The organism is Planktotalea frisia, from assembly GCF_001890925.1.
GTDB classification, from domain to species: Bacteria; Pseudomonadota; Alphaproteobacteria; order Rhodobacterales; family Rhodobacteraceae; genus Planktotalea; species Planktotalea frisia.
This window is the reverse complement of sequence record NZ_MLCB01000129.1, coordinates 1-17,522: the sequence shown is the minus strand read 5'-3', so window position 1 is coordinate 17,522 and position 17,522 is coordinate 1. Positions and strand designations below refer to the sequence as shown.

17 protein-coding genes are annotated in these 17,522 nt (G+C 55.5%); all 17 read left to right on the top strand.

Translation table 11 applies throughout. The annotated features are described in order from the left end of the window. Positions 1-147 precede the first annotated feature (147 nt). The 17 genes from PFRI_RS09555 (at position 148) to PFRI_RS09475 (ending at position 17,407) form a co-directional block, all read left to right on the top strand. Positions 148-2,304 (top strand): thiamine pyrophosphate-dependent enzyme, encoded by a 2,157-nt coding sequence (locus PFRI_RS09555; protein WP_072630480.1) that lies wholly within the window; start codon positions 148-150, stop codon positions 2,302-2,304. Next, entirely contained in the window at positions 2,301-3,761 is a 1,461-nt protein-coding gene (locus PFRI_RS09550; protein WP_072630479.1) for an indolepyruvate oxidoreductase subunit beta family protein, read from the top strand. The genes PFRI_RS09555 and PFRI_RS09550 overlap by 4 nt, the downstream gene beginning before the upstream one ends. Further along, a complete protein-coding gene (locus tag PFRI_RS09545; protein WP_072630478.1) occupies positions 3,758-5,356 on the top strand; it encodes an AMP-binding protein in 1,599 nt (532 codons plus the stop codon). Before PFRI_RS09550 ends, PFRI_RS09545 begins: the two co-directional genes overlap by 4 nt. After that, positions 5,356-6,540: a thiolase family protein gene (locus PFRI_RS09540; RefSeq protein ID WP_072630477.1), complete on the top strand. Its 1,185-nt coding sequence runs from the start codon at positions 5,356-5,358 to the stop codon at positions 6,538-6,540. The genes PFRI_RS09545 and PFRI_RS09540 overlap by 1 nt, the downstream gene beginning before the upstream one ends. After that, positions 6,533-7,789: an SDR family NAD(P)-dependent oxidoreductase gene (locus tag PFRI_RS09535; RefSeq protein ID WP_072630476.1), complete on the top strand. Its 1,257-nt coding sequence runs from the start codon at positions 6,533-6,535 to the stop codon at positions 7,787-7,789. The genes PFRI_RS09540 and PFRI_RS09535 overlap by 8 nt, the downstream gene beginning before the upstream one ends. Continuing rightward, a complete protein-coding gene (locus PFRI_RS09530; protein WP_072630475.1) occupies positions 7,786-8,559 on the top strand; it encodes a cyclase family protein in 774 nt (257 codons plus the stop codon). Before PFRI_RS09535 ends, PFRI_RS09530 begins: the two co-directional genes overlap by 4 nt. An 8-nt stretch (positions 8,560-8,567) precedes the next feature. After that, positions 8,568-9,509: a PDR/VanB family oxidoreductase gene (locus PFRI_RS09525; RefSeq protein WP_072630474.1), complete on the top strand. Its 942-nt coding sequence runs from the start codon at positions 8,568-8,570 to the stop codon at positions 9,507-9,509. A gap of 1 nt (position 9,510) precedes the next feature. Beyond that, positions 9,511-10,851 carry an aromatic ring-hydroxylating dioxygenase subunit alpha gene (locus tag PFRI_RS09520; RefSeq protein WP_111445495.1) on the top strand — a complete coding sequence of 447 codons (1,341 nt, stop codon included), beginning with the start codon at positions 9,511-9,513 and terminating at the stop codon, positions 10,849-10,851. Continuing rightward, positions 10,848-11,321, top strand: a complete 474-nt coding sequence (locus PFRI_RS09515) for an aromatic-ring-hydroxylating dioxygenase subunit beta (protein ID WP_072630472.1) — start codon at positions 10,848-10,850, stop codon at positions 11,319-11,321. Before PFRI_RS09520 ends, PFRI_RS09515 begins: the two co-directional genes overlap by 4 nt. Next, positions 11,318-12,043, top strand: coding sequence for an SDR family NAD(P)-dependent oxidoreductase (locus PFRI_RS09510; RefSeq protein WP_072630471.1), 726 nt, complete (start codon positions 11,318-11,320; stop codon positions 12,041-12,043). The genes PFRI_RS09515 and PFRI_RS09510 overlap by 4 nt, the downstream gene beginning before the upstream one ends. Positions 12,044-12,176: 133 nt before the next feature. Beyond that, positions 12,177-13,379 (top strand): 3-oxoadipyl-CoA thiolase, encoded by a 1,203-nt coding sequence (gene pcaF / locus PFRI_RS09505; protein WP_072630470.1) that lies wholly within the window; start codon positions 12,177-12,179, stop codon positions 13,377-13,379. A 3-nt stretch (positions 13,380-13,382) separates the two neighbouring features. Beyond that, positions 13,383-14,360 (top strand): 1,2-phenylacetyl-CoA epoxidase subunit PaaA, encoded by a 978-nt coding sequence (gene paaA / locus PFRI_RS09500; RefSeq protein ID WP_072630469.1) that lies wholly within the window; start codon positions 13,383-13,385, stop codon positions 14,358-14,360. Beyond that, entirely contained in the window at positions 14,361-14,825 is a 465-nt protein-coding gene (locus PFRI_RS09495; RefSeq protein ID WP_072630468.1) for a DUF3291 domain-containing protein, read from the top strand. A gap of 4 nt (positions 14,826-14,829) precedes the next feature. Next, on the top strand, positions 14,830-15,114 hold the full coding sequence (gene paaB, locus PFRI_RS09490; RefSeq protein WP_072630467.1) for a 1,2-phenylacetyl-CoA epoxidase subunit PaaB: 285 nt from the start codon (positions 14,830-14,832) through the stop codon (positions 15,112-15,114). Continuing rightward, positions 15,114-15,866, top strand: a complete 753-nt coding sequence (paaC, locus tag PFRI_RS09485; RefSeq protein WP_072630466.1) for a 1,2-phenylacetyl-CoA epoxidase subunit PaaC — start codon at positions 15,114-15,116, stop codon at positions 15,864-15,866. The genes paaB and paaC overlap by 1 nt, the downstream gene beginning before the upstream one ends. 1 nt (position 15,867) lies before the next feature. Continuing rightward, positions 15,868-16,326: a 1,2-phenylacetyl-CoA epoxidase subunit PaaD gene (gene paaD / locus PFRI_RS09480; RefSeq protein WP_072630465.1), complete on the top strand. Its 459-nt coding sequence runs from the start codon at positions 15,868-15,870 to the stop codon at positions 16,324-16,326. Between the two features lie 13 nt (positions 16,327-16,339). Next, positions 16,340-17,407, top strand: a complete 1,068-nt coding sequence (locus tag PFRI_RS09475) for a 2Fe-2S iron-sulfur cluster-binding protein (protein ID WP_072630464.1) — start codon at positions 16,340-16,342, stop codon at positions 17,405-17,407. Positions 17,408-17,522 lie beyond the last annotated feature (115 nt).

The window sequence follows — 17,522 nt, the reverse complement described above, 5'->3', positions numbered from 1 at the left end:
GCTTCAACTCGCTCGTACAATAAAGTTGGCGCAATACGTCGCACCCAAAATGCAGTGCGCCAAACCAAGGCTTGCAAATATTAAGCCTTCCTCAGACTCTTCTCTCATCGTATGAAAATACATCTCGTTTTCTCAAAGGGTTGAGCCGTGGCCGAACGTTCCTTCGCGAAAGAAGTCCAGCATTTGAAAATCGGTGCAGGTGAAACCTTTCGCGGCGAAGGCATTTTGGCCATCACCAAGGCGCTATTAGAAAATGGCGTTGGCTACGTTGCAGGCTATCAAGGCTCGCCCATTTCGCACCTCATGGACGTTTTGGCCGACGCGCAAGATATCCTCTCAGACATGGGTGTGCACTTTGAGGCGAGCGCGTCAGAGGCAACCGCCGCCGCCACTTTAGCCGCCTCCGTGCACTACCCCATTCGCGGCGCTGTCACGTTCAAATCCACCGTCGGCACCAATGTCGCGTCCGACGCTTTGGCCAATCTTGCATCCGGCGGTGTGACAGGCGGCGCACTGGTGATCGTCGGCGAAGACTACGGCGAGGGCTCGTCGATCATGCAAGAGCGCAGCCATGCGTTTGCAATGAAAAGCCAGATCTGGCTGTTAGATCCACGCCCCAACTTGCCCTCAATGGTGAAAGCGGTAGGCGATGGTTTCGCACTTTCTGAAGCGTCAAACAGCCCTGTGATGCTGCAACTCAGGATCAAGTCGTGTCACTTGCTCGGTGAGTTCGAAGCGCGCGAAAACGTCCGCCCATCGACGACCGTGAAAGACGCATTAGAGAACCCCAAACGCGACGTCGAACGCATCGTTCTGCCCCCCGCCTCTTATCTGCACGAGCAGGAAAAAGTCACCAAACGCCTGCCTGCCGCGATTGAATATATCCGCGCCAACAAGCTCAACGAGCACTTCGGCCCAAAGCAAGGCAAGGTCGGCATCATCTGTCAGGGCGGTCATTACAACGGCGTCATCCGCGCGCTGCAACGCTTGGGTCTGGCGAATATGTACGGCGATTGCGACGTACCTTTGCATGTGCTCAACGTTACTTATCCTTTGCTCGATGACAAGATCATTGCCTTCGCAAAAGACAAAGACAGCCTGTTTGTCATCGAAGAGGGCCATCCAGCCTACATCGAACAAAACATCCGCGCCATCCTACACAAAGCGGGTGCGCGCTGCGCCGTCGAGGGCAAAGGACCGCTGCCAGAAGCGGGCGAACTCACAGGTCAAATCCTGCTCGATGGCCTCTCGTCTTATTTCTCCAACGCCGCCCCCGACCTCATGCCCTCCGTCGCGCGCGCACCCAACGCACCACCGCAACTCAAGATGCCCGAACTCGCCGACACTGTCCCCGCGCGACCGCCCAGCTTTTGCATCGGTTGCCCCGAACGTCCGATCTTTGCCGCGACAAAGCTGGTTGAGGAAGAACTCGGCCCCCATCACATAGCCAGCGACATCGGCTGCCACCTCTTTTCCATCAACGCGCCCTTTGATTTAGGCTCCACAACGATGGGGTATGGTCTTGGCCCTGCGTCCGCTTCTGCGTTCAACGACAAGTCAGCCAATCGACGCTCGATCTCTTTTCTCGGAGATGGGGGATTTTGGCACAACGGCCTGACCTCTTCGATTGGCAACGCTGTGTTTAATGAGAATGACGGCGTCATCATCATCGTCGACAACTACTATTCCGCCGCGACAGGTGGGCAGGATATCCTCTCTTCGCGCGCTGATAACGTCTCGAAATCTACGCAACATCCGATTAAAAAAGCGGTTGAGGGCATGGGCGTAAAATGGGTGCGCCAGATTGATCGCACCTATGACGTGGGCAAGATGCAAGCGACGTTGAAAGAGGCTTTGGAAACGCCCGAAACAGGCCCAAAGGTCATCATCGCGTCGTCCGAGTGTATGCTCAACAAGCAACGCCGCGAGAAACCTTTGGCCAAAAATGCTGTGTCAGAGGGCAAACGCATGACCCGTACCCGCTTCGGCGTGGATGAGGATGTGTGCACCGGCGATCACGCCTGCATTCGTCTCTCTGGCTGTCCATCTCTCTCGCTCAAAACCCTCGATGATCCCCTGCGCGATGATCCTGTGGCGAGCATTGATCAAAATTGCGTCGGCTGTGGAAACTGCGGTGAAGTCGCCGATGCGGCTGTGCTTTGCCCCTCGTTTTATCAAGCTGACCTCATTCAGAACCCGTCCAAAATAGACCGCACACTCAGCGAGTGGCGCACAAAAATCATCACCAAATTGCAAAAACGCCGCGATGCACGTCGTCTCGTCTTCTCGAAAGATCTGTCATGAGCGACATCATCAAACTCGCCGTACTCGCAGTCGGCGGGCAGGGGGGCGGCGTGCTCACCAACTGGATCGCCGACCTCGCCACGCGTTGTGATTATGCCGTGCAAATGACGTCTGTCGCTGGCGTCGCGCAGCGCACGGGGGCAACGATTTATTACGTCGAAATGGCCCCCAAGACCGACCGCCAACCCGTCTTCGCGCTTAGTCCAAGCCCCGGTGATCTCGATATTCTGATCGCTGCGGAGTTGATGGAAGCGGGACGCGCGGTCTTGCGCGGGTTCGTCACCCCAGACCGTACCACTCTGATCGCTTCTACCCATCGCATCCTTGCCACATCCGAGAAAATGGTCCCCGGCGATGGCCGCGCCAAAGATGCGTTGGTCGAGAGTGAAATCACCAAAGCGGCCCTGCGCTCTGTCTGCTTCGACATGGACACGCTCGCCACGAACGCGGGCAGCATGATTTCCGCCAGTCTCTTTGGCGGTCTCGCGCGCAGTGGGGCTTTGCCTTTTGAAACCGCGCAATTCGAAGCCGTGATCGAAGCCTCTGGTCGCGGTGTCGCCCAAAGTCTCGCGGCGTTTCGTGCGGCTCTGAACTACGAACCCACGGCTGACACCTTCGTTAAGAAACACAATGAAACGGTCAATGGCCCGAAAAACCTTCTGAGCGACTGGCACGCCCTCTCAGATCAAGTCAAAAACTTCCCAAGTGACGCGCAAGACATGATCAAAGCAGGCTTACAAAAAACCGTCGATTACCAAGACATCGCATACGGTAAAACCTACCTCTCACACCTGCAAACCCTATCCCCAGAGCTCACCCAAACAGCCGCCAAATACATCGCCAACGCCATGTGCTACGATGACATTTTGCGTGTTGCTGACCTCAAAACCCGCGCCTCCCGCCAGACCCGCCTGCGCACAGAGCAAGACATCCCAGAAGGCGAGATCGTCCACGTCACCGAATACTTCCACCCGCGCGCCGAAGAAATCTGCGGCACGCTTCCCGCACGACTTGGCGCATGGATCGAAGCACGCCCCAAGATGTTCCAACTTCTCGATAAGCTCACAAACAAAGGTCGTCGCATCAGAACCGACGGCATCATTGGCTTCGGAGCATTGTGGATCGTCAGCGCGCTAAAACCTTACCGCCGCCAACTGCTGCGCCACCGATACGAGAGCGCCCATCTCGATCGCTTGCTCAAAATCACCCAACAATCCGCATCAAAAGACCCACAACTCGCCATCGAAATTCTTGCGTGTCAGCGCCTGATCAAAGGCTACTCCGACACACATCTGCGCGGTCAATCTAAGTTCGACAAAGTGCTCTCAGTGCTTGACGCATTGGAAGGGCGAGAGGACGCAGCCGAGTGGATCAAACGCTTGCGCACCGCAGCCTTAGAGGATGAAAAAGGCGACGCATTAGACGGCGCGCTCGCAACGGTTCGCTCTTTCACATGAGCACCGTCTATGACCTTTTCGCCGCCACGGCCAAGCGCACACCTGAGCGTCCAGTCCTTAATATTCTGCCGCGTGTCGCTGAAATATACGCCATTGAAAGTGGTGAAATCACCTACGGCTCTGCGCTCAGTAAAATCGACGAAACCGCTGAAAATCTCAAAACCGCAGGCTACAAATCTGGTATGCGCATCGCGCTCTTGCTCGAAAACCGCCCCGCGTTTTTCATCATCTGGCTCGCGCTGAACAAGCTCGGCCTCTCCGTTGTCCCCATTAATCCCGACCTGCGCGCAAGCGAGCTTGAATACCTCATCGGCCATTCGGAACCTGCCCTCATCATCGCGCTCCCTACGCGTCATGCGGAACTCAAAAAGGCAGCGAACGAAGCAAAAATCACGCTCCAAGTCATCGCCCCAAACGATCCTATTACAACGCCTCGCCAAAACGCTACCGTCGCGCGCGATCAAGCAGGCAATGCGCTTGAGGCCGCGATCCTTTACACCTCTGGCACCACTGGAAATCCCAAAGGATGCGTGCTTTCCAACACGTATTTCCTGCTCGCGGGGCAGTGGTACGCCGACCTTGGCGGCATTGGCACGCTTGATCAAACAGGTGAGCGGATGATCACCCCGCTGCCGATTTTCCACATGAACGCGATGACCTATTCCTTCATGGCGATGATCACTGTTGGGGGCTGCCTCACCATTCTGGATCGCTTTCACCCCAGCACATGGTGGCAAGATGTGAGCGCCTCGAACGCGACCTGCCTGCATTATCTTGGCGTCATGCCAACGATGCTCATGGGGTTCGAGCCAGCCCCTCAAGACCGCGCGCATTCGATCCGGTTTGGCTTTGGCGCAGGCGTCGACCCGAACCTGCAAGCGGACTTCGAAAACCGCTTCGGCTTTCCCTTGATCGAGGCATGGGCGATGACCGAAACAGGCGCAGGTGCCGTCATCGCTTCCGCCAGCAAAGACCGCCTTGTCGGCAAATCCAGCATCGGCAAACCTGAAGCAGCTGTTGAGTGCAAACTCCTCGATGACGCAGAAAATGAAGCAACCCAAGGCGAACTTCTCGTGCGCCGCGCAGGCGATGACCCGCGTTATGGCTTCTTCTCGGAATACTACAAAGACCCCAAAGCCACTCAAGAAGCGTGGCAAAACGGCTGGTTTCACACAGGCGACATCGTGCGCAAAGACCTCAGCGGCAACTACTTCTTTGTAGATCGCAAAAAAAATGTGATCCGTCGCTCTGGCGAAAACATCGCCGCTGTCGAAGTTGAATCCGTGCTCATGCGCCACCCCGAAATCCTCGCTGCGGGCGTTGCACCTGTACCGGACCCGGTGCGCGGCGATGAGGTTTTCGCTTGTCTCAAAGTCACTGATCCCAGCGTTGAGCGCGCCCATGAGATTATCCGATGGTGTCTAGATCAAATGGCCTACTACAAAGCACCGGGCTACATTGCCTTTGTCGAAGAACTGCCGTTAACCTCTACACAGAAAATCCAAAGAGCATCCTTAAAATCCCGTGCGAAAGAGTTAATGAGCGACCCAAGCACCATCAAAACCGCACACCTTAAAAAGCGACACCCGAGCTAATGGCCAAACCTCGTCAAAGCTACGAAGGCGTCGCAATCACCGCGCCCTTCTCGATGCCCTATCAGCGCTATTCCATCGACACAGCCCATTGGTGGATCGCCAAAGCGTTGCGTGGATCACTTGATGCGGCAGGTCTCAAACCCAACGACCTTGATGGTTTTTCCGTTGCAAGTTTTACGCTTTTTCCCGACTCCGCCGTGGGGCTCACCCAGCATCTTGGCCTTTGTCCGCGCTGGCTTGACCACATCCCAATGGGCGGGGCGAGCGCCTCGGTCGCCATCCGCCGCGCCGCGCGTGCGATACAAGCAGGGGACGCAAATATCGTCGCTTGTGTGGCAGGCGATACCAATCACATCGACAGTTTTCGCAACATGCTGTCCAGCTTTTCCCGCTTCGCGCAGGACGCATCCTACCCCTATGGCTACGGCGGCCCCAACGCCAATTTCGCACTACTCACAGATCGCTACATGCAAGAATTCGGTGCCGCACGCGAAGATTTCGGGCGCATCTGCGTCGCTCAACGCGAGAATGCTTTGCGCTACCCAAATGCTATTATGAAGAAACCTTTAACGCTTGAACACTACATCAGCGCACGTCCTATCGCGGACCCTATCGCGCTGTTTGATTGCGTGATGCCCTGCGCGGGATCAGAGTGTTTTTTGTTAATGTCTGAAGACGAAGCGATTAACCGTAATCTGCCCTACGCCACCCTTGGCGGGGCGATCGAGCGACACAACGCACATAGCACTGACGACATCCAATTGCGCGGCGGTTGGACCATGGACATAGATGAACTCTACACCATGTCCGACTGCACCCCCAACGACATTGACCTGCTCCAAACCTACGACGACTACCCCGTCATTTCGATGATGCAGATCGAAGATCTTGGATTTTGCGCCAAAGGGGATGGCCCTGAGTTTGTGCGCAATCACGACTTAACAATCGACGGCGACTTCCCACACAACACCTCGGGCGGCCAACTCTCTGCCGGACAAGCAGGTGCGGCTGGTGGCTACATAGGCATGGTCGAAGCGATCCGCCAAGTCACAGGAACAGCGGGCGGCACACAGGTGAAAAATGCAAGTACCGCGATGGTTTCGGGCTTTGGCATGATTAACTATGATCGTGGCGTTTGCACCAGTGCGTCGATCCTGAAAACAGGGGTGCGCGTGCATGACTGAGCCACTCGCATTTCCACCAAAGAAAGACCCGCAAAAACGTTCCACCACGCCAACGCGCCCCCCCGAAGCACGCTCTCGCGCCTCACTCGCACTGAGTGCTGCCGCTGCTGAAGGACGCTTTGCGCTTCAGGTTTGCGACGAATGCCAAACCGTCCAATACCCCCCGCGTGACGCATGTGTCTCTTGCATCGGGACCGATTTACGCTGGACAGATGTCTCACCAAAGGGTCACTTACTCGCTGAAACGACGGTGCGAACTTCGACCAAACTGTTCTTTCGCGAGCGCGCTCCGTGGCGCATGGGATCGGTAAAACTCGACGTCGGCCCGGTAGTTCTTTGCCATATCCACGGCGATTGCGTCCGCGGCGGTGCTGTGAAGCTATTGAACCGGTTGGATAAATCAGGGCAGGGGGTGCTTATCGCCACTCCCTTAGAGAGGAGTGACCATATGGAGGACGACCCGCAACTGCGCGCGCTGTCTGCACATCCCAAACACCGCCGCATCCTGATCACCGACGCGTGGAACCCCAACACGCCCGCGCTAGCGCAAGCACTTCTTGATGCAGGTGCCGCGACTGTTTTCGTCGGCGAAGCCGAGAGCTGGCGACCCCATCCAAACCGCGACATCCTCGCAAAGATGGCAAATGTCGAAGTCCTCCCGCTTGATGTGACCGACACGTCTTCCGTCCAAAAACTCGCGGGGGAGATTGGTGGAAAAACTGATATCCTCATCAACAATGCGCGCTTCTTACGGCCCGGCGGTGTGCTCTCTCGCGGCGACACTGGGTTCGCCCGAGACGAGATGGAAGTTAACTATCTTGGCCTTATGCGACTCGCTCAAGCTTTCGGTCCGGGCATGTGCGCGCGCACCGCTGATGGCGTGAATTCCGCCGCCGCTTGGGTCAATATCCTCTCTGCTTACGCGCTCTCAAACACCCCTGACTACGGCTGCTTCTCCGCCTCCAACGCCGCCGCATATTCGCTCAGCCAATCCTTGCGCGGCGAATTTCGCAGCTCTGGCTTACGTGTGATGAACGTCTTCGTCGGCCCAACGGATGACGACTGGCACGCACCGCTGCCGCCACCAAAAGTCTTGCCTCAAGGCCTCGCCCGGTCTGTCGTCGCAGGCTTAATCGATGGACTAGAAGACGTCTTTTGCGGTGACATCGCCAAAGATATCCGCGACCGCTGGCAACAAAATGCAAAAGTTCTAGAACGCGAAATGACATTCGGGAGCGACAGCGCATGAGCACTCTTCAATCCCTCGCGACGGACATTGCGTTAGGAAAGGTTAAGATCGTCGATCTGACCCACACGCTTGATCCCGACTTTCCCGTGATCATTCTACCCCCTGAATTCGGCCAATGCGCGCGCTTTCGGATGGAAGAAATCAGCGCCTACGATCATCGTGGCCCTGCGTGGAAGTGGCACAATCTAACGCTCTCCGAGCACACAGGCACTCATTTTGACGCGCCCTCTCACTGGATTTCTGGCCGCGACGTGCCCAATGGCTCAGTTGATGAAATCCCACTCGATGCTTTTGTCGGACCTGTTGTTGTGATCGACTGTTCTGAGGGTGCTGAGAAGAATGACGATTTTGAACTAACGCCAGAAGTGATCCAAAAATGGGAAGCAGAGCACGGCATCATCCCCTCTGGCGCTTGGGTTTTGATGCGCACGGATTGGTCCAAACGCTCTGGTGCTGAATATCTCAACATGCGCGAGGACGGACCACACTCACCCGGCCCAACCCCTGATGGGATCAAGTTTTTGATCGATCAACGTGACATTCGCGGCTTTGGCACGGAAACCGTTGGCACCGATGCGGGCCAAGGCTCGCACTATGTGCCGCCCTATCCTGCGCATTATTTTCTACACGGCGCTGGTAAATATGGCCTGCAATGTCTTGCCAATCTCGACCAACTTCCGCCAACTGGCGCAATCCTGCTCGCCGCTCCTTTGAAGATCAAAAACGGCACAGGCAGTCCGCTCCGCGTACTCGCGATGATAGAGAATTAGGTTAAGATATGGGTGAAATCCAAGGTATCATCACAGACGTCACAAAGTTAACAAACCGCATTTCACAGTTAACAATCGCAAGCACTGATGGCGCAGTTTTCCCCGAATGGACCGCGGGCGCGCATGTCGAATTCAACACACCTAATGGAAAACGCGCATATTCCTTAATCCCTTCCGACACTCTCGAGCACTACAAGATCGCCGTGCAACGCGACCACGACGGGCAGGGCGGTTCGACCTACATGCACACGCTTACCACTGGTGATGGAATTAGCTTTAGCGCCCCAAAGAACGACTTCCCTTTAGACAAAAACGCTCCCGCTGTTTTACTGGCTGGCGGTATTGGCGTAACACCTTTGGTTTCTATGGCAATTGCTTTGAAGGATGAAAATCGAAGCGTCTCGATGATATATGCAGGGCGTTCGCGGCAAGAAATGGCTTATATTTCAGAGCTACAACAGGCTTTGAGCGATCAACTCCGCATGCACTTTGACGATAAACATGGGCGCCTCGATCTTAACGAAGTCGTTAATGCGCTCGATACAAATGCGCATCTTTATGTGTGTGGCCCACGCCCCATGCTCGACGCGACACGCAAAGTTGCTGCAACCGCAGGCGTCAATCCAGAGCGCATCCATTTTGAGCTGTTCGAAACAGCCAGCCCACAAACAGGCGACACACCCTTTGAGGTGCAAATCAACGATGGATCCGTTTTCAAAATCCCTGTTGGTAAAACCATCATCGAAGTCCTCGAAGAAAACGACATCGACGTGATGTACGACTGCCAGCGTGGCGATTGCGGCATCTGCCAGTGTGACGTCCTCGAGGGCGTCCCGGATCACCGTGATGTTGTCCTGTCAGAGGCAGAGCGCGCCGCAGGGGATGTCATGCAAATCTGTGTCAGCCGCGCGAAATCCGCGCGTTTGGTACTGGATATAGATGGAGAATAAAATGGGCTTTCATGTTGGCAATCCAAAGAGCGCAGCAGACCTTGTGCAAGCGCATCAAGTGCACCGCGACGTCTATATCTCACCCGATGTGTATGCGCTTGAGATGAAACATGTTTTTGCCAACGCTTGGGTGTTTGTCGGCCACGAAAGTCAGACCCCGAAAAAGGGCGATTACTTTGCCACCCAGATCGGCAACCAACCCGTCATTCAGGTCCGTCACAAACCCGATGACATCCATGTCCTGCTCAATCGCTGTCCGCACAAAGGCACCAAGATCGTCATTGATCGTCAAGGCAACACAGGCAAATTTTTCCGCTGTCCCTATCATGCGTGGTCGTTCAAAACAGACGGCTGCCTCCTCGCGATTCCGCTGAAAAAGGGGTACGAGGGAACTGGCTTAGAAAAGACTCAAAACGGCAAAGGCATGAAAGCCGTCGGTGCTGTGAAAAACTATCGCGGCTTCATTTTCGCGCGTCTCGCCGACGAAGGCATCAGCTTTGAAGAGTTCTTTGGTGACAGCCTCAGTTCGCTCGATAACATGGTGGATCGCTCGCCCGAAGGGCGGCTCGAAGTTGTCGGCCCACCGCTGCGCTACATGCATTATTGCAACTGGAAAATGCTGGTAGAAAACCAAACAGACACCTGTCATCCCATGGTCGCGCATGAAAGTAGCGCGGGCATCGCTGTTAAGCTTTATGAAGAACTCAATCTCCCAAAAGGCGCGCCAAAACCCGCTGCGATGCAGATTATTGCGCCTTTCATGAGCCCTTATGAGTTTTTCGAGGGCATGGGTATCCGCACTTGGCCAAACGGACATGGCCACACGGGCGTGCATCACTCGATCCACTCCGATTACTCCGCGATCCCCGGTTATTTCGAGGCGATGGTCGAAACCTATGGTGAGGAAAAGGCCAAAACGATTTTGGACGAAAACCGCCATAACACCGTCTACTTCCCAAACATCATGATCAAAGGACCGATCCAACAACTGCGCACTTTCATCCCGCTCGCCGCCGACAAAACCATTGTCGAGAGTTACATTTACCGTCTTGTCGGCGCGCCTGATGAGCTGACCGCGCGCACCGCGATGTACAACCGCATGATTAACGCACCCACCTCGATTGTCGGGCACGACGATCTGGAAATGTATGAACGCGCGCAAGAGGGGTTGCATGTGAATGGCCTCGAATGGGTTAATATTTCGCGCCTTTTGGAAGACGATGAAAACCACGAAGGAGAAGCCGTGCTAAACGGCACAACCGAGCGGCAAATGCGCAATCAGTTCGATGCGTGGCGCAAGTTTATGACCTATGATCAGGATCAGCAGGAGGCGGCAAAATGAGCGTTTCCAAAGATCAAATCATCGACTTCATCTACGAAGAAGCCCGCATGTTGGATGAGGGTCGCCACGATGAGTGGCTCGCGCTTTGGCTGACAGATGGACACTACTGGATGCCGCTGGATTACAAGCAAAGCGATCCGATTAACGAAACCTCTTTGCTCTATGAAGACATGTTCATGCTCAAACTGCGTGTCGAGCGCCTCAATGGCGCGCGCACGTTTAGCCAAAAACCCAAAAGCCGCTGTCACCACGTTATCCAACGTCCATTTATCGATGAAATGAACGGCGATACTTTTGTGACCAACACGTCCATGCACTACGTCGAAACGCGGCTGGATGAGCAACAACTCCTCGCGCTCACCGCGCGTCACGATTTGACACTCGTCGATGGCCAGCTTCGTATTGCAAACAAACGTATCGATATACTTAATTGCGACGCCGCGTTCCGTAATATTCAGTTGCTGCCATGACGCAATACACAGCACTCATCACAGGCGGCAGCAAAGGCATCGGTGCGGACCTCGGCCAGCGCTTAGTCGAAAAAGGCTACCAAGTCGTTTCCCTCTCACGCGGCAAACCCGAATGGTCGAACGCCGCATTACACCACGTCGAAGTCGACTTGCTCGACACAGAGGCAACCAAACAAGCCGCGAAACAAATCGCCGCCGCGCACAAAATTACGCATCTCATCCACAACGCCGGCATCATTTGGCCCAACTTGCTCGAAGACGCGACACCCGAAGATCTCGCAGGGCTCACCCAAATCCACCTCGGCGCGCCATTAACCCTGTTGCAAGCATGCCTGCCAAACATGAAAGCCAACCACTTCGGGCGCGTCTTATTCAACGGGTCTCGCGCCGCTTTGGGCGTGCCTACGCGCACCGCGTATTCCGCCACGAAAGCAGGCATCATCGGCATGGCGCGCACATGGGCTTTGGAACTCGCGCCTCATGGAATCACAGTTAACGTCGTCGCGCCCGGTCCTGTGCAAACTGACAATTTCTGGGACATCATCCCTAAAGGAAGCGCGCGTGAAGCAGAACTCGCCAAGCGTATCCCCGTTGGCCGTCTCGGCACTGTGCGCGATATCTCAAACGCGTTCATGTTCTTTTGCGATCCCGAGAACAGCTTTGTCACAGGTCAAACGCTCTATGTCTGCGGTGGCGCGAGCGTTGGGAATCTTGCTCTATAAGCGGGATAATGAGGATTATGTAATCTTTAATACGTTACCAAAAAATGAACCATCGTAAATTTTCGTAACTTTATCTTGCGAGAATCCACAAATATCGCATATCATTCCTCAAGACATTGGGAGACCACGAAACATGGACGCATTTATCTGCGATGGGGTTCGCACTCCGATTGGACGCTACGGTGGCAGTTTGTCTTCCGTGCGCACTGATGATCTGGCCGCTTTGCCTATTGCAGCGCTGATGCAGCGCAACCCGCAAGTCGATTGGTCAGCCGTCGATGATGTGATCTATGGCAGCGCCAATCAGGCAGGTGAAGACAACCGCAATGTCGCGCGCATGGCCGCGCTCTTAGCCGGCCTTCCCACCGATGTTCCGGGCGCAACTGTTAACCGTCTTTGCGCCTCTGGTATGGACGCTGTCGGCATGGCTGCGCGCGCGATCAAAGCGGGCGATCAGGACCTGTGCATCGCTGGTGGTGTAGAAAGCATGAGCCGCGCACCCTTCGTTATGCCCAAAGCGACCAGCGCGTTTTCCCGCGCCAATCAGGTCTTTGATACAACCATCGGCTGGCGCTTCATTAACCGCAAAATGAAGGACGCTTATGGCGTCGATTCCATGCCTGAAACCGCTGACAATGTCGCCGACGCTTATAACGTGAACCGCGCGGATCAAGACGCGTTCGCCGCAAATTCCCAAGCCAAATGGGCCGCCGCGAATGACGCGGGCCTCTTTGCGGATGAAATCACCCCTGTCGAGATCCCACAGCGCAAGGGCGAGCCACTCATCTTTGACACAGACGAGCACCCTCGCCCCGGCACAAGCGCTGAAAAGCTCAGCACTCTCAAAGGCATCAACGGCCCAGACAAAACCGTCACCGCTGGCAACGCATCTGGCGTGAATGATGGTGCCGCCGCTTTGCTCATCGCATCTGACAAAGCGCTCTACAAACAATCGCTCACCCCGATTGCACGCATTGTCGGCATGTCCTCCGCCGGCGTCGCACCGCGCGTGATGGGTATCGGCCCTGTCCCCGCGTCTGAAAAGGTCCTCAAACGTGCGGGCCTTACCATTGATCAAATGGACATCATCGAACTCAACGAAGCGTTCGCCAGTCAAGGCATCGCCACCCTGCGCGAACTTGGTGTGGCTGATGACGATCGTCGCGTGAACCCGCAAGGCGGTGCGATCGCGATGGGTCATCCGCTGGGCATGTCCGGCGCACGTTTGGTTCTGACAGCGGCACATCAACTTAAACGAACAGGCGGGCGCTATGCGCTTTGCACCATGTGTGTTGGCGTTGGCCAAGGCACGGCAATCATTATCGAAAGGATTTAAGCTATGTACGCACAGATGATCAAATCCGAAGCCACGAAAGACGATCCTGAAAAGCTGGCAACGTTTCAAGCGCGCATAGATGCGGGCGACAAGATCGAGCCCAAAGACTGGATGCCAGAGGGCTATCGCAAAACGCTAATCCGTCAGATCGGCCAGCACGCGCACTCTGAAATCGTCGGCCAACTGCCAGAAGGCAACTGGATCACCCGCGCGCCTACCCTAGAGCGCAAAGCGATTCTGCTTGCCAAGGTTCAGGATGAGGCAGGCCATGGTCTCTACCTCTATTGCGCCGCTGAAACGCTGGGTGTGACCCGCGATGAGCTGACGGAAATGCTGCTCGATGGCCGGATGAAATACTCCTCCATCTTCAACTATCCAACCCTGACTTGGGCCGATATGGGCGCTGTTGGTTGGCTCGTCGATGGCGCTGCGATCATGAACCAGGTACCGCTTCAGCGGACCTCCTTTGGTCCTTACGCCCGCGCGATGGTGCGGATCTGCAAGGAAGAAAGCTTTCATCAACGCCAAGGCTATGACATCATGATGAAGATGGCCAACGGCACAGAGGCGCAAAAGCGCATGGCGCAAGATGCGCTGAACCGTATGTGGTTTCCGTCCTTGATGATGTTCGGTCCGTCTGATGCTGAATCTGTGCATTCTGAACAGAGCATGTCGTGGAAAATCAAGATGAATGGCAATGACGAGCTACGCCAAAAGTTCGTCGATCAGACCGTGCCGCAAGCCGAATATCTCGGCCTCACTGTGCCTGACCCCGACCTTAAATGGAACGAAACTAAGGGTGGTTATGACTTCACGGGCCCCGATTGGGACGAGTTCTTTGAGGTGCTCAAAGGCAACGGCCCTTGCAATACCGAACGCCTCGCTGCGCGCAACAAAGCGTGGGACGATGGCGCATGGGTGCGCGAAGGTCTGATGGCGCACGCCGCGAAAAAGCGCTCGGCCAAGATGGCGGCAGAATAGATGCGGCTCGCTGAACTCAACGTAGGTTACGCGCGCTACCCGCTCGATGATCCACGTATGGCAGGCTTCATGGACAACCTCGACAAGCTGAACGCGCTTGCGGAACTGTCCAAAGGCTACATCTGGCGGATGAAATCCGACAGCGGCAACGCTACGGATCTGGCTGTGCCCGGCGATGAAGAGCTGATCTCGAACATGTCCGTCTGGGAAGATGTCGAAAGCCTTGGGGATTACGTCTTCAACACAATTCACGCGAAATTCTACGAAAAGCGCCCCGCGTGGTTCGAGAACATGACGCGCCATCATTTTGTGATGTGGTGGATTGAGGATGATCACATCCCAACGCTCGAGGAAGCGATGCAGCGCCTCGCGCATCTACAAGAACATGGATCAAGTGATCATGCCTTTGGCTGGGACGCCGTCGATATGACAGCCTACCGTCAATGCGAAATTGCAGCGGAGTAAGAACATGAGCAACGAATGGCCACTCTGGGAAATCTTCATCCGTGGGCAACACGGGATGAGCCATCGTCACGTCGGCAGCCTCCATGCCGCTGATGAAGCAGGCGCAATCAAAAACGCGCGCGACGTTTACACCCGCCGCAATGAAGGCGTTAGCATCTGGGTGGTCGAGGCGCGCAACATCACAGCCTCCTCGCCCTCTGAAAAAGGTCCAATGTATGAGCCATCGGAAAGCAAAGTCTACCGCCACCCAACTTTCTTCGACATTCCCGATGACGTAGGCGCGATGTAATGGACCCGTATTTCGAATTCCTCTGCCGCATGGGCGACAACACTCTGATCCTTGGCCACCGCGTCTCTGAATGGTGCGGCCATGCCCCCGTGATCGAAGAGGATATCGCACTCGCCAACACAGCACTTGATTTGATCGGTCAGACGCAAATGTGGCTTGGCCTCGCTGCTGAGGTCGAGGGCAAGGGTCGCACTGCTGACGACCTCGCCATGCTGCGAGATGCTTGGGATTTCCGCTCTGCCCTGCTCGTTGAACAACCCAATGGCGATTTCGGTCAAACGTTGATGCGTCAGTTCCTGTTTGATGCGTGGCACTTGGAAATGCTCAAAGGATTGACGCAATCCTGCGAACCCCGTGTGGCTGAAATCGCTGCGAAAGCCGTCAAAGAAGTACAATATCATGTGGAACGCTCTAGCGAGACCGTGATCGGCCTTGGTGATGGCACCGAAGTGAGCCACGACAAAATGCAAGCCGCGCTCAATCTGCTCTGGCCCTTCGCTGGTGAACTTTGCACGCCCGACGCTGTGGACGACGCCATGCACGCCAAAGGCATCGCACCCGATCTCACCACAATCCGCACCGCCTACGACACACATATTGAGAGCGTCATGGCAGAGGCGACCCTCACAATCCCAGACAGCCGTTTCGCGCATAAGGGTGGCAAAAGCGGCTTTCAGCATTCCGAACACTTGGGTCACATTCTGACGCAGATGCAATGGCTCCAACGCGCCTACCCCGGAGCGACTTGGTAGGATGCAACCAGACATCGCGCAAATTTGGGACTGGCTCGATCAAGTGCCAGACCCTGAGATCCCTGTGATCTCTGTTGTCGATCTAGGCATCGTGCGCGGTGTTGAGTGGAACGGTGACACGCTCGAAGTTGCCGTCACCCCAACGTATTCCGGCTGCCCTGCGACATCGATCATCTCGCTCGATATCGAAACTGCGATGATCGATCGCGGCGTCGCGAAAACACGCATCAAAACGCAGCTTTCCCCGCCTTGGACCACCGATTGGCTGTCTGACAAAGGCAAAGCCAAGCTGGAGGATTACGGCATCGCACCCCCCCGCCCCGCTGGCGGCCCCGCGCGTTGCCCGCGTTGCAAATCGCAAAACGTCAGCCGCATCTCTCAATTCGGCTCAACCCCCTGCAAGGCACAATGGCGTTGCACGGACTGCCTTGAGCCGTTCGATTATTTCAAATGTATCTGAAGGGAGCCAAATGATGGCACGCTTTCATCCGCTCAAAGTCACAGACGTTCGCAAGACCATTCGCGACGCTGTTGTCGTCTCGCTCATGCCTACGCACGCGCACGAGTTCGACTTTATCCAAGGGCAATATCTGACCTTCAAGCAAGATATTGAGGGCACCGAAATTCGCCGCTCTTATTCGATCTGCGCAGGTAAAGATGATGGCATTCTTCAGGTAGGCATCAAAAAGGTCAATGGTGGCGCGTTTTCGACTTGGGCCAACGAAAACCTCGCCCCCGGTATGACGCTGCAAGCCATGCCGCCTATGGGCAATTTCCACACTGCAATCGAGCCGAACACGGCCAAAACCTACCTCGGTTTCGCAGGTGGCTCTGGCATCACCCCTGTTCTGTCGATCATCAAAACCACGCTCATACGCGAACCCCAGAGCCGCTTCACGCTGGTCTATGCCAACCGCGGCGTGAACACGATTATGTTTCGCGAGGAACTCGAAGACCTCAAAAACGAACATATGGGCCGCTTGAACATCATCCACATTCTCGAGTCCGATGCCCAGGATATCGACCTCTTCACAGGCCGCGTGGACGAAGCAAAATGCGCAGCCCTTTTCGAGCATTGGATCGACATCGCTTCGGTCAACACCGCGTTCATCTGCGGCCCCGAACCTATGATGCTCGGCATCGCAAAAGCGCTCAAAGAGAACGGGCTGGCAGAGAAGCAAATCAAATTCGAGTTCTTCGCCTCCACCCAACCGGGCCGCTTGAAACGTAAAGCTACTGCTGCTGCGGACACGCAAACCAAACCCGGCGAAGCCGTCGTGATCATCGATGGCACAGGGCGCACCGTCGTGATGGAGAAAGACCAAACCGTCCTAGAAGCCGCCCTCGCTGGTGGTCTCGATGCACCATTCGCGTGCAAAGCCGGCGTCTGCTCCACCTGCAAATGCAAAGTCCTAGAGGGCGAAGTCGAAATGGTCGCCAACCACGCTTTGGAAGATTACGAGGTCGAGCAAGGCTTTATCCTAAGCTGCCAATCCTTCGCGCTGACAAACAAGGTTGTTGTGGATTACGATCAGCACTAGCCACCTCGATTGACTTTGCGACAATATCTTTAATATATACACAGAGTCCTCGAGCACCCGACTTTTGACGGGTTGACGTCTGACCGTAGAACGATTCAGCTAACCGCATGATCCG

Bases quoted from the DNA above. Each gene is read 5' to 3' on its own strand.
- PFRI_RS09550 (WP_072630479.1), top strand. From the start codon at position 2,301: ATGAGCGACATCATCAAACTCGCCGTACTCGCAGTCGGCGGGCAGGGG.
- PFRI_RS09545 (WP_072630478.1), top strand. From the start codon at position 3,758: ATGAGCACCGTCTATGACCTTTTCGCCGCCACGGCCAAGCGCACACCT.
- PFRI_RS09540 (WP_072630477.1), top strand. From the start codon at position 5,356: ATGGCCAAACCTCGTCAAAGCTACGAAGGCGTCGCAATCACCGCGCCC.
- PFRI_RS09535 (WP_072630476.1), top strand. From the start codon at position 6,533: ATGACTGAGCCACTCGCATTTCCACCAAAGAAAGACCCGCAAAAACGT.
- PFRI_RS09530 (WP_072630475.1), top strand. From the start codon at position 7,786: ATGAGCACTCTTCAATCCCTCGCGACGGACATTGCGTTAGGAAAGGTT.
- PFRI_RS09525 (WP_072630474.1), top strand. From the start codon at position 8,568: ATGGGTGAAATCCAAGGTATCATCACAGACGTCACAAAGTTAACAAAC.
- PFRI_RS09520 (WP_111445495.1), top strand. From the start codon at position 9,511: ATGGGCTTTCATGTTGGCAATCCAAAGAGCGCAGCAGACCTTGTGCAA.
- PFRI_RS09515 (WP_072630472.1), top strand. From the start codon at position 10,848: ATGAGCGTTTCCAAAGATCAAATCATCGACTTCATCTACGAAGAAGCC.
- PFRI_RS09510 (WP_072630471.1), top strand. From the start codon at position 11,318: ATGACGCAATACACAGCACTCATCACAGGCGGCAGCAAAGGCATCGGT.
- pcaF (WP_072630470.1), top strand. From the start codon at position 12,177: ATGGACGCATTTATCTGCGATGGGGTTCGCACTCCGATTGGACGCTAC.
- paaA (WP_072630469.1), top strand. From the start codon at position 13,383: ATGTACGCACAGATGATCAAATCCGAAGCCACGAAAGACGATCCTGAA.
- PFRI_RS09495 (WP_072630468.1), top strand. From the start codon at position 14,361: ATGCGGCTCGCTGAACTCAACGTAGGTTACGCGCGCTACCCGCTCGAT.
- paaB (WP_072630467.1), top strand. From the start codon at position 14,830: ATGAGCAACGAATGGCCACTCTGGGAAATCTTCATCCGTGGGCAACAC.
- paaC (WP_072630466.1), top strand. From the start codon at position 15,114: ATGGACCCGTATTTCGAATTCCTCTGCCGCATGGGCGACAACACTCTG.
- paaD (WP_072630465.1), top strand. From the start codon at position 15,868: ATGCAACCAGACATCGCGCAAATTTGGGACTGGCTCGATCAAGTGCCA.
- PFRI_RS09475 (WP_072630464.1), top strand. From the start codon at position 16,340: ATGGCACGCTTTCATCCGCTCAAAGTCACAGACGTTCGCAAGACCATT.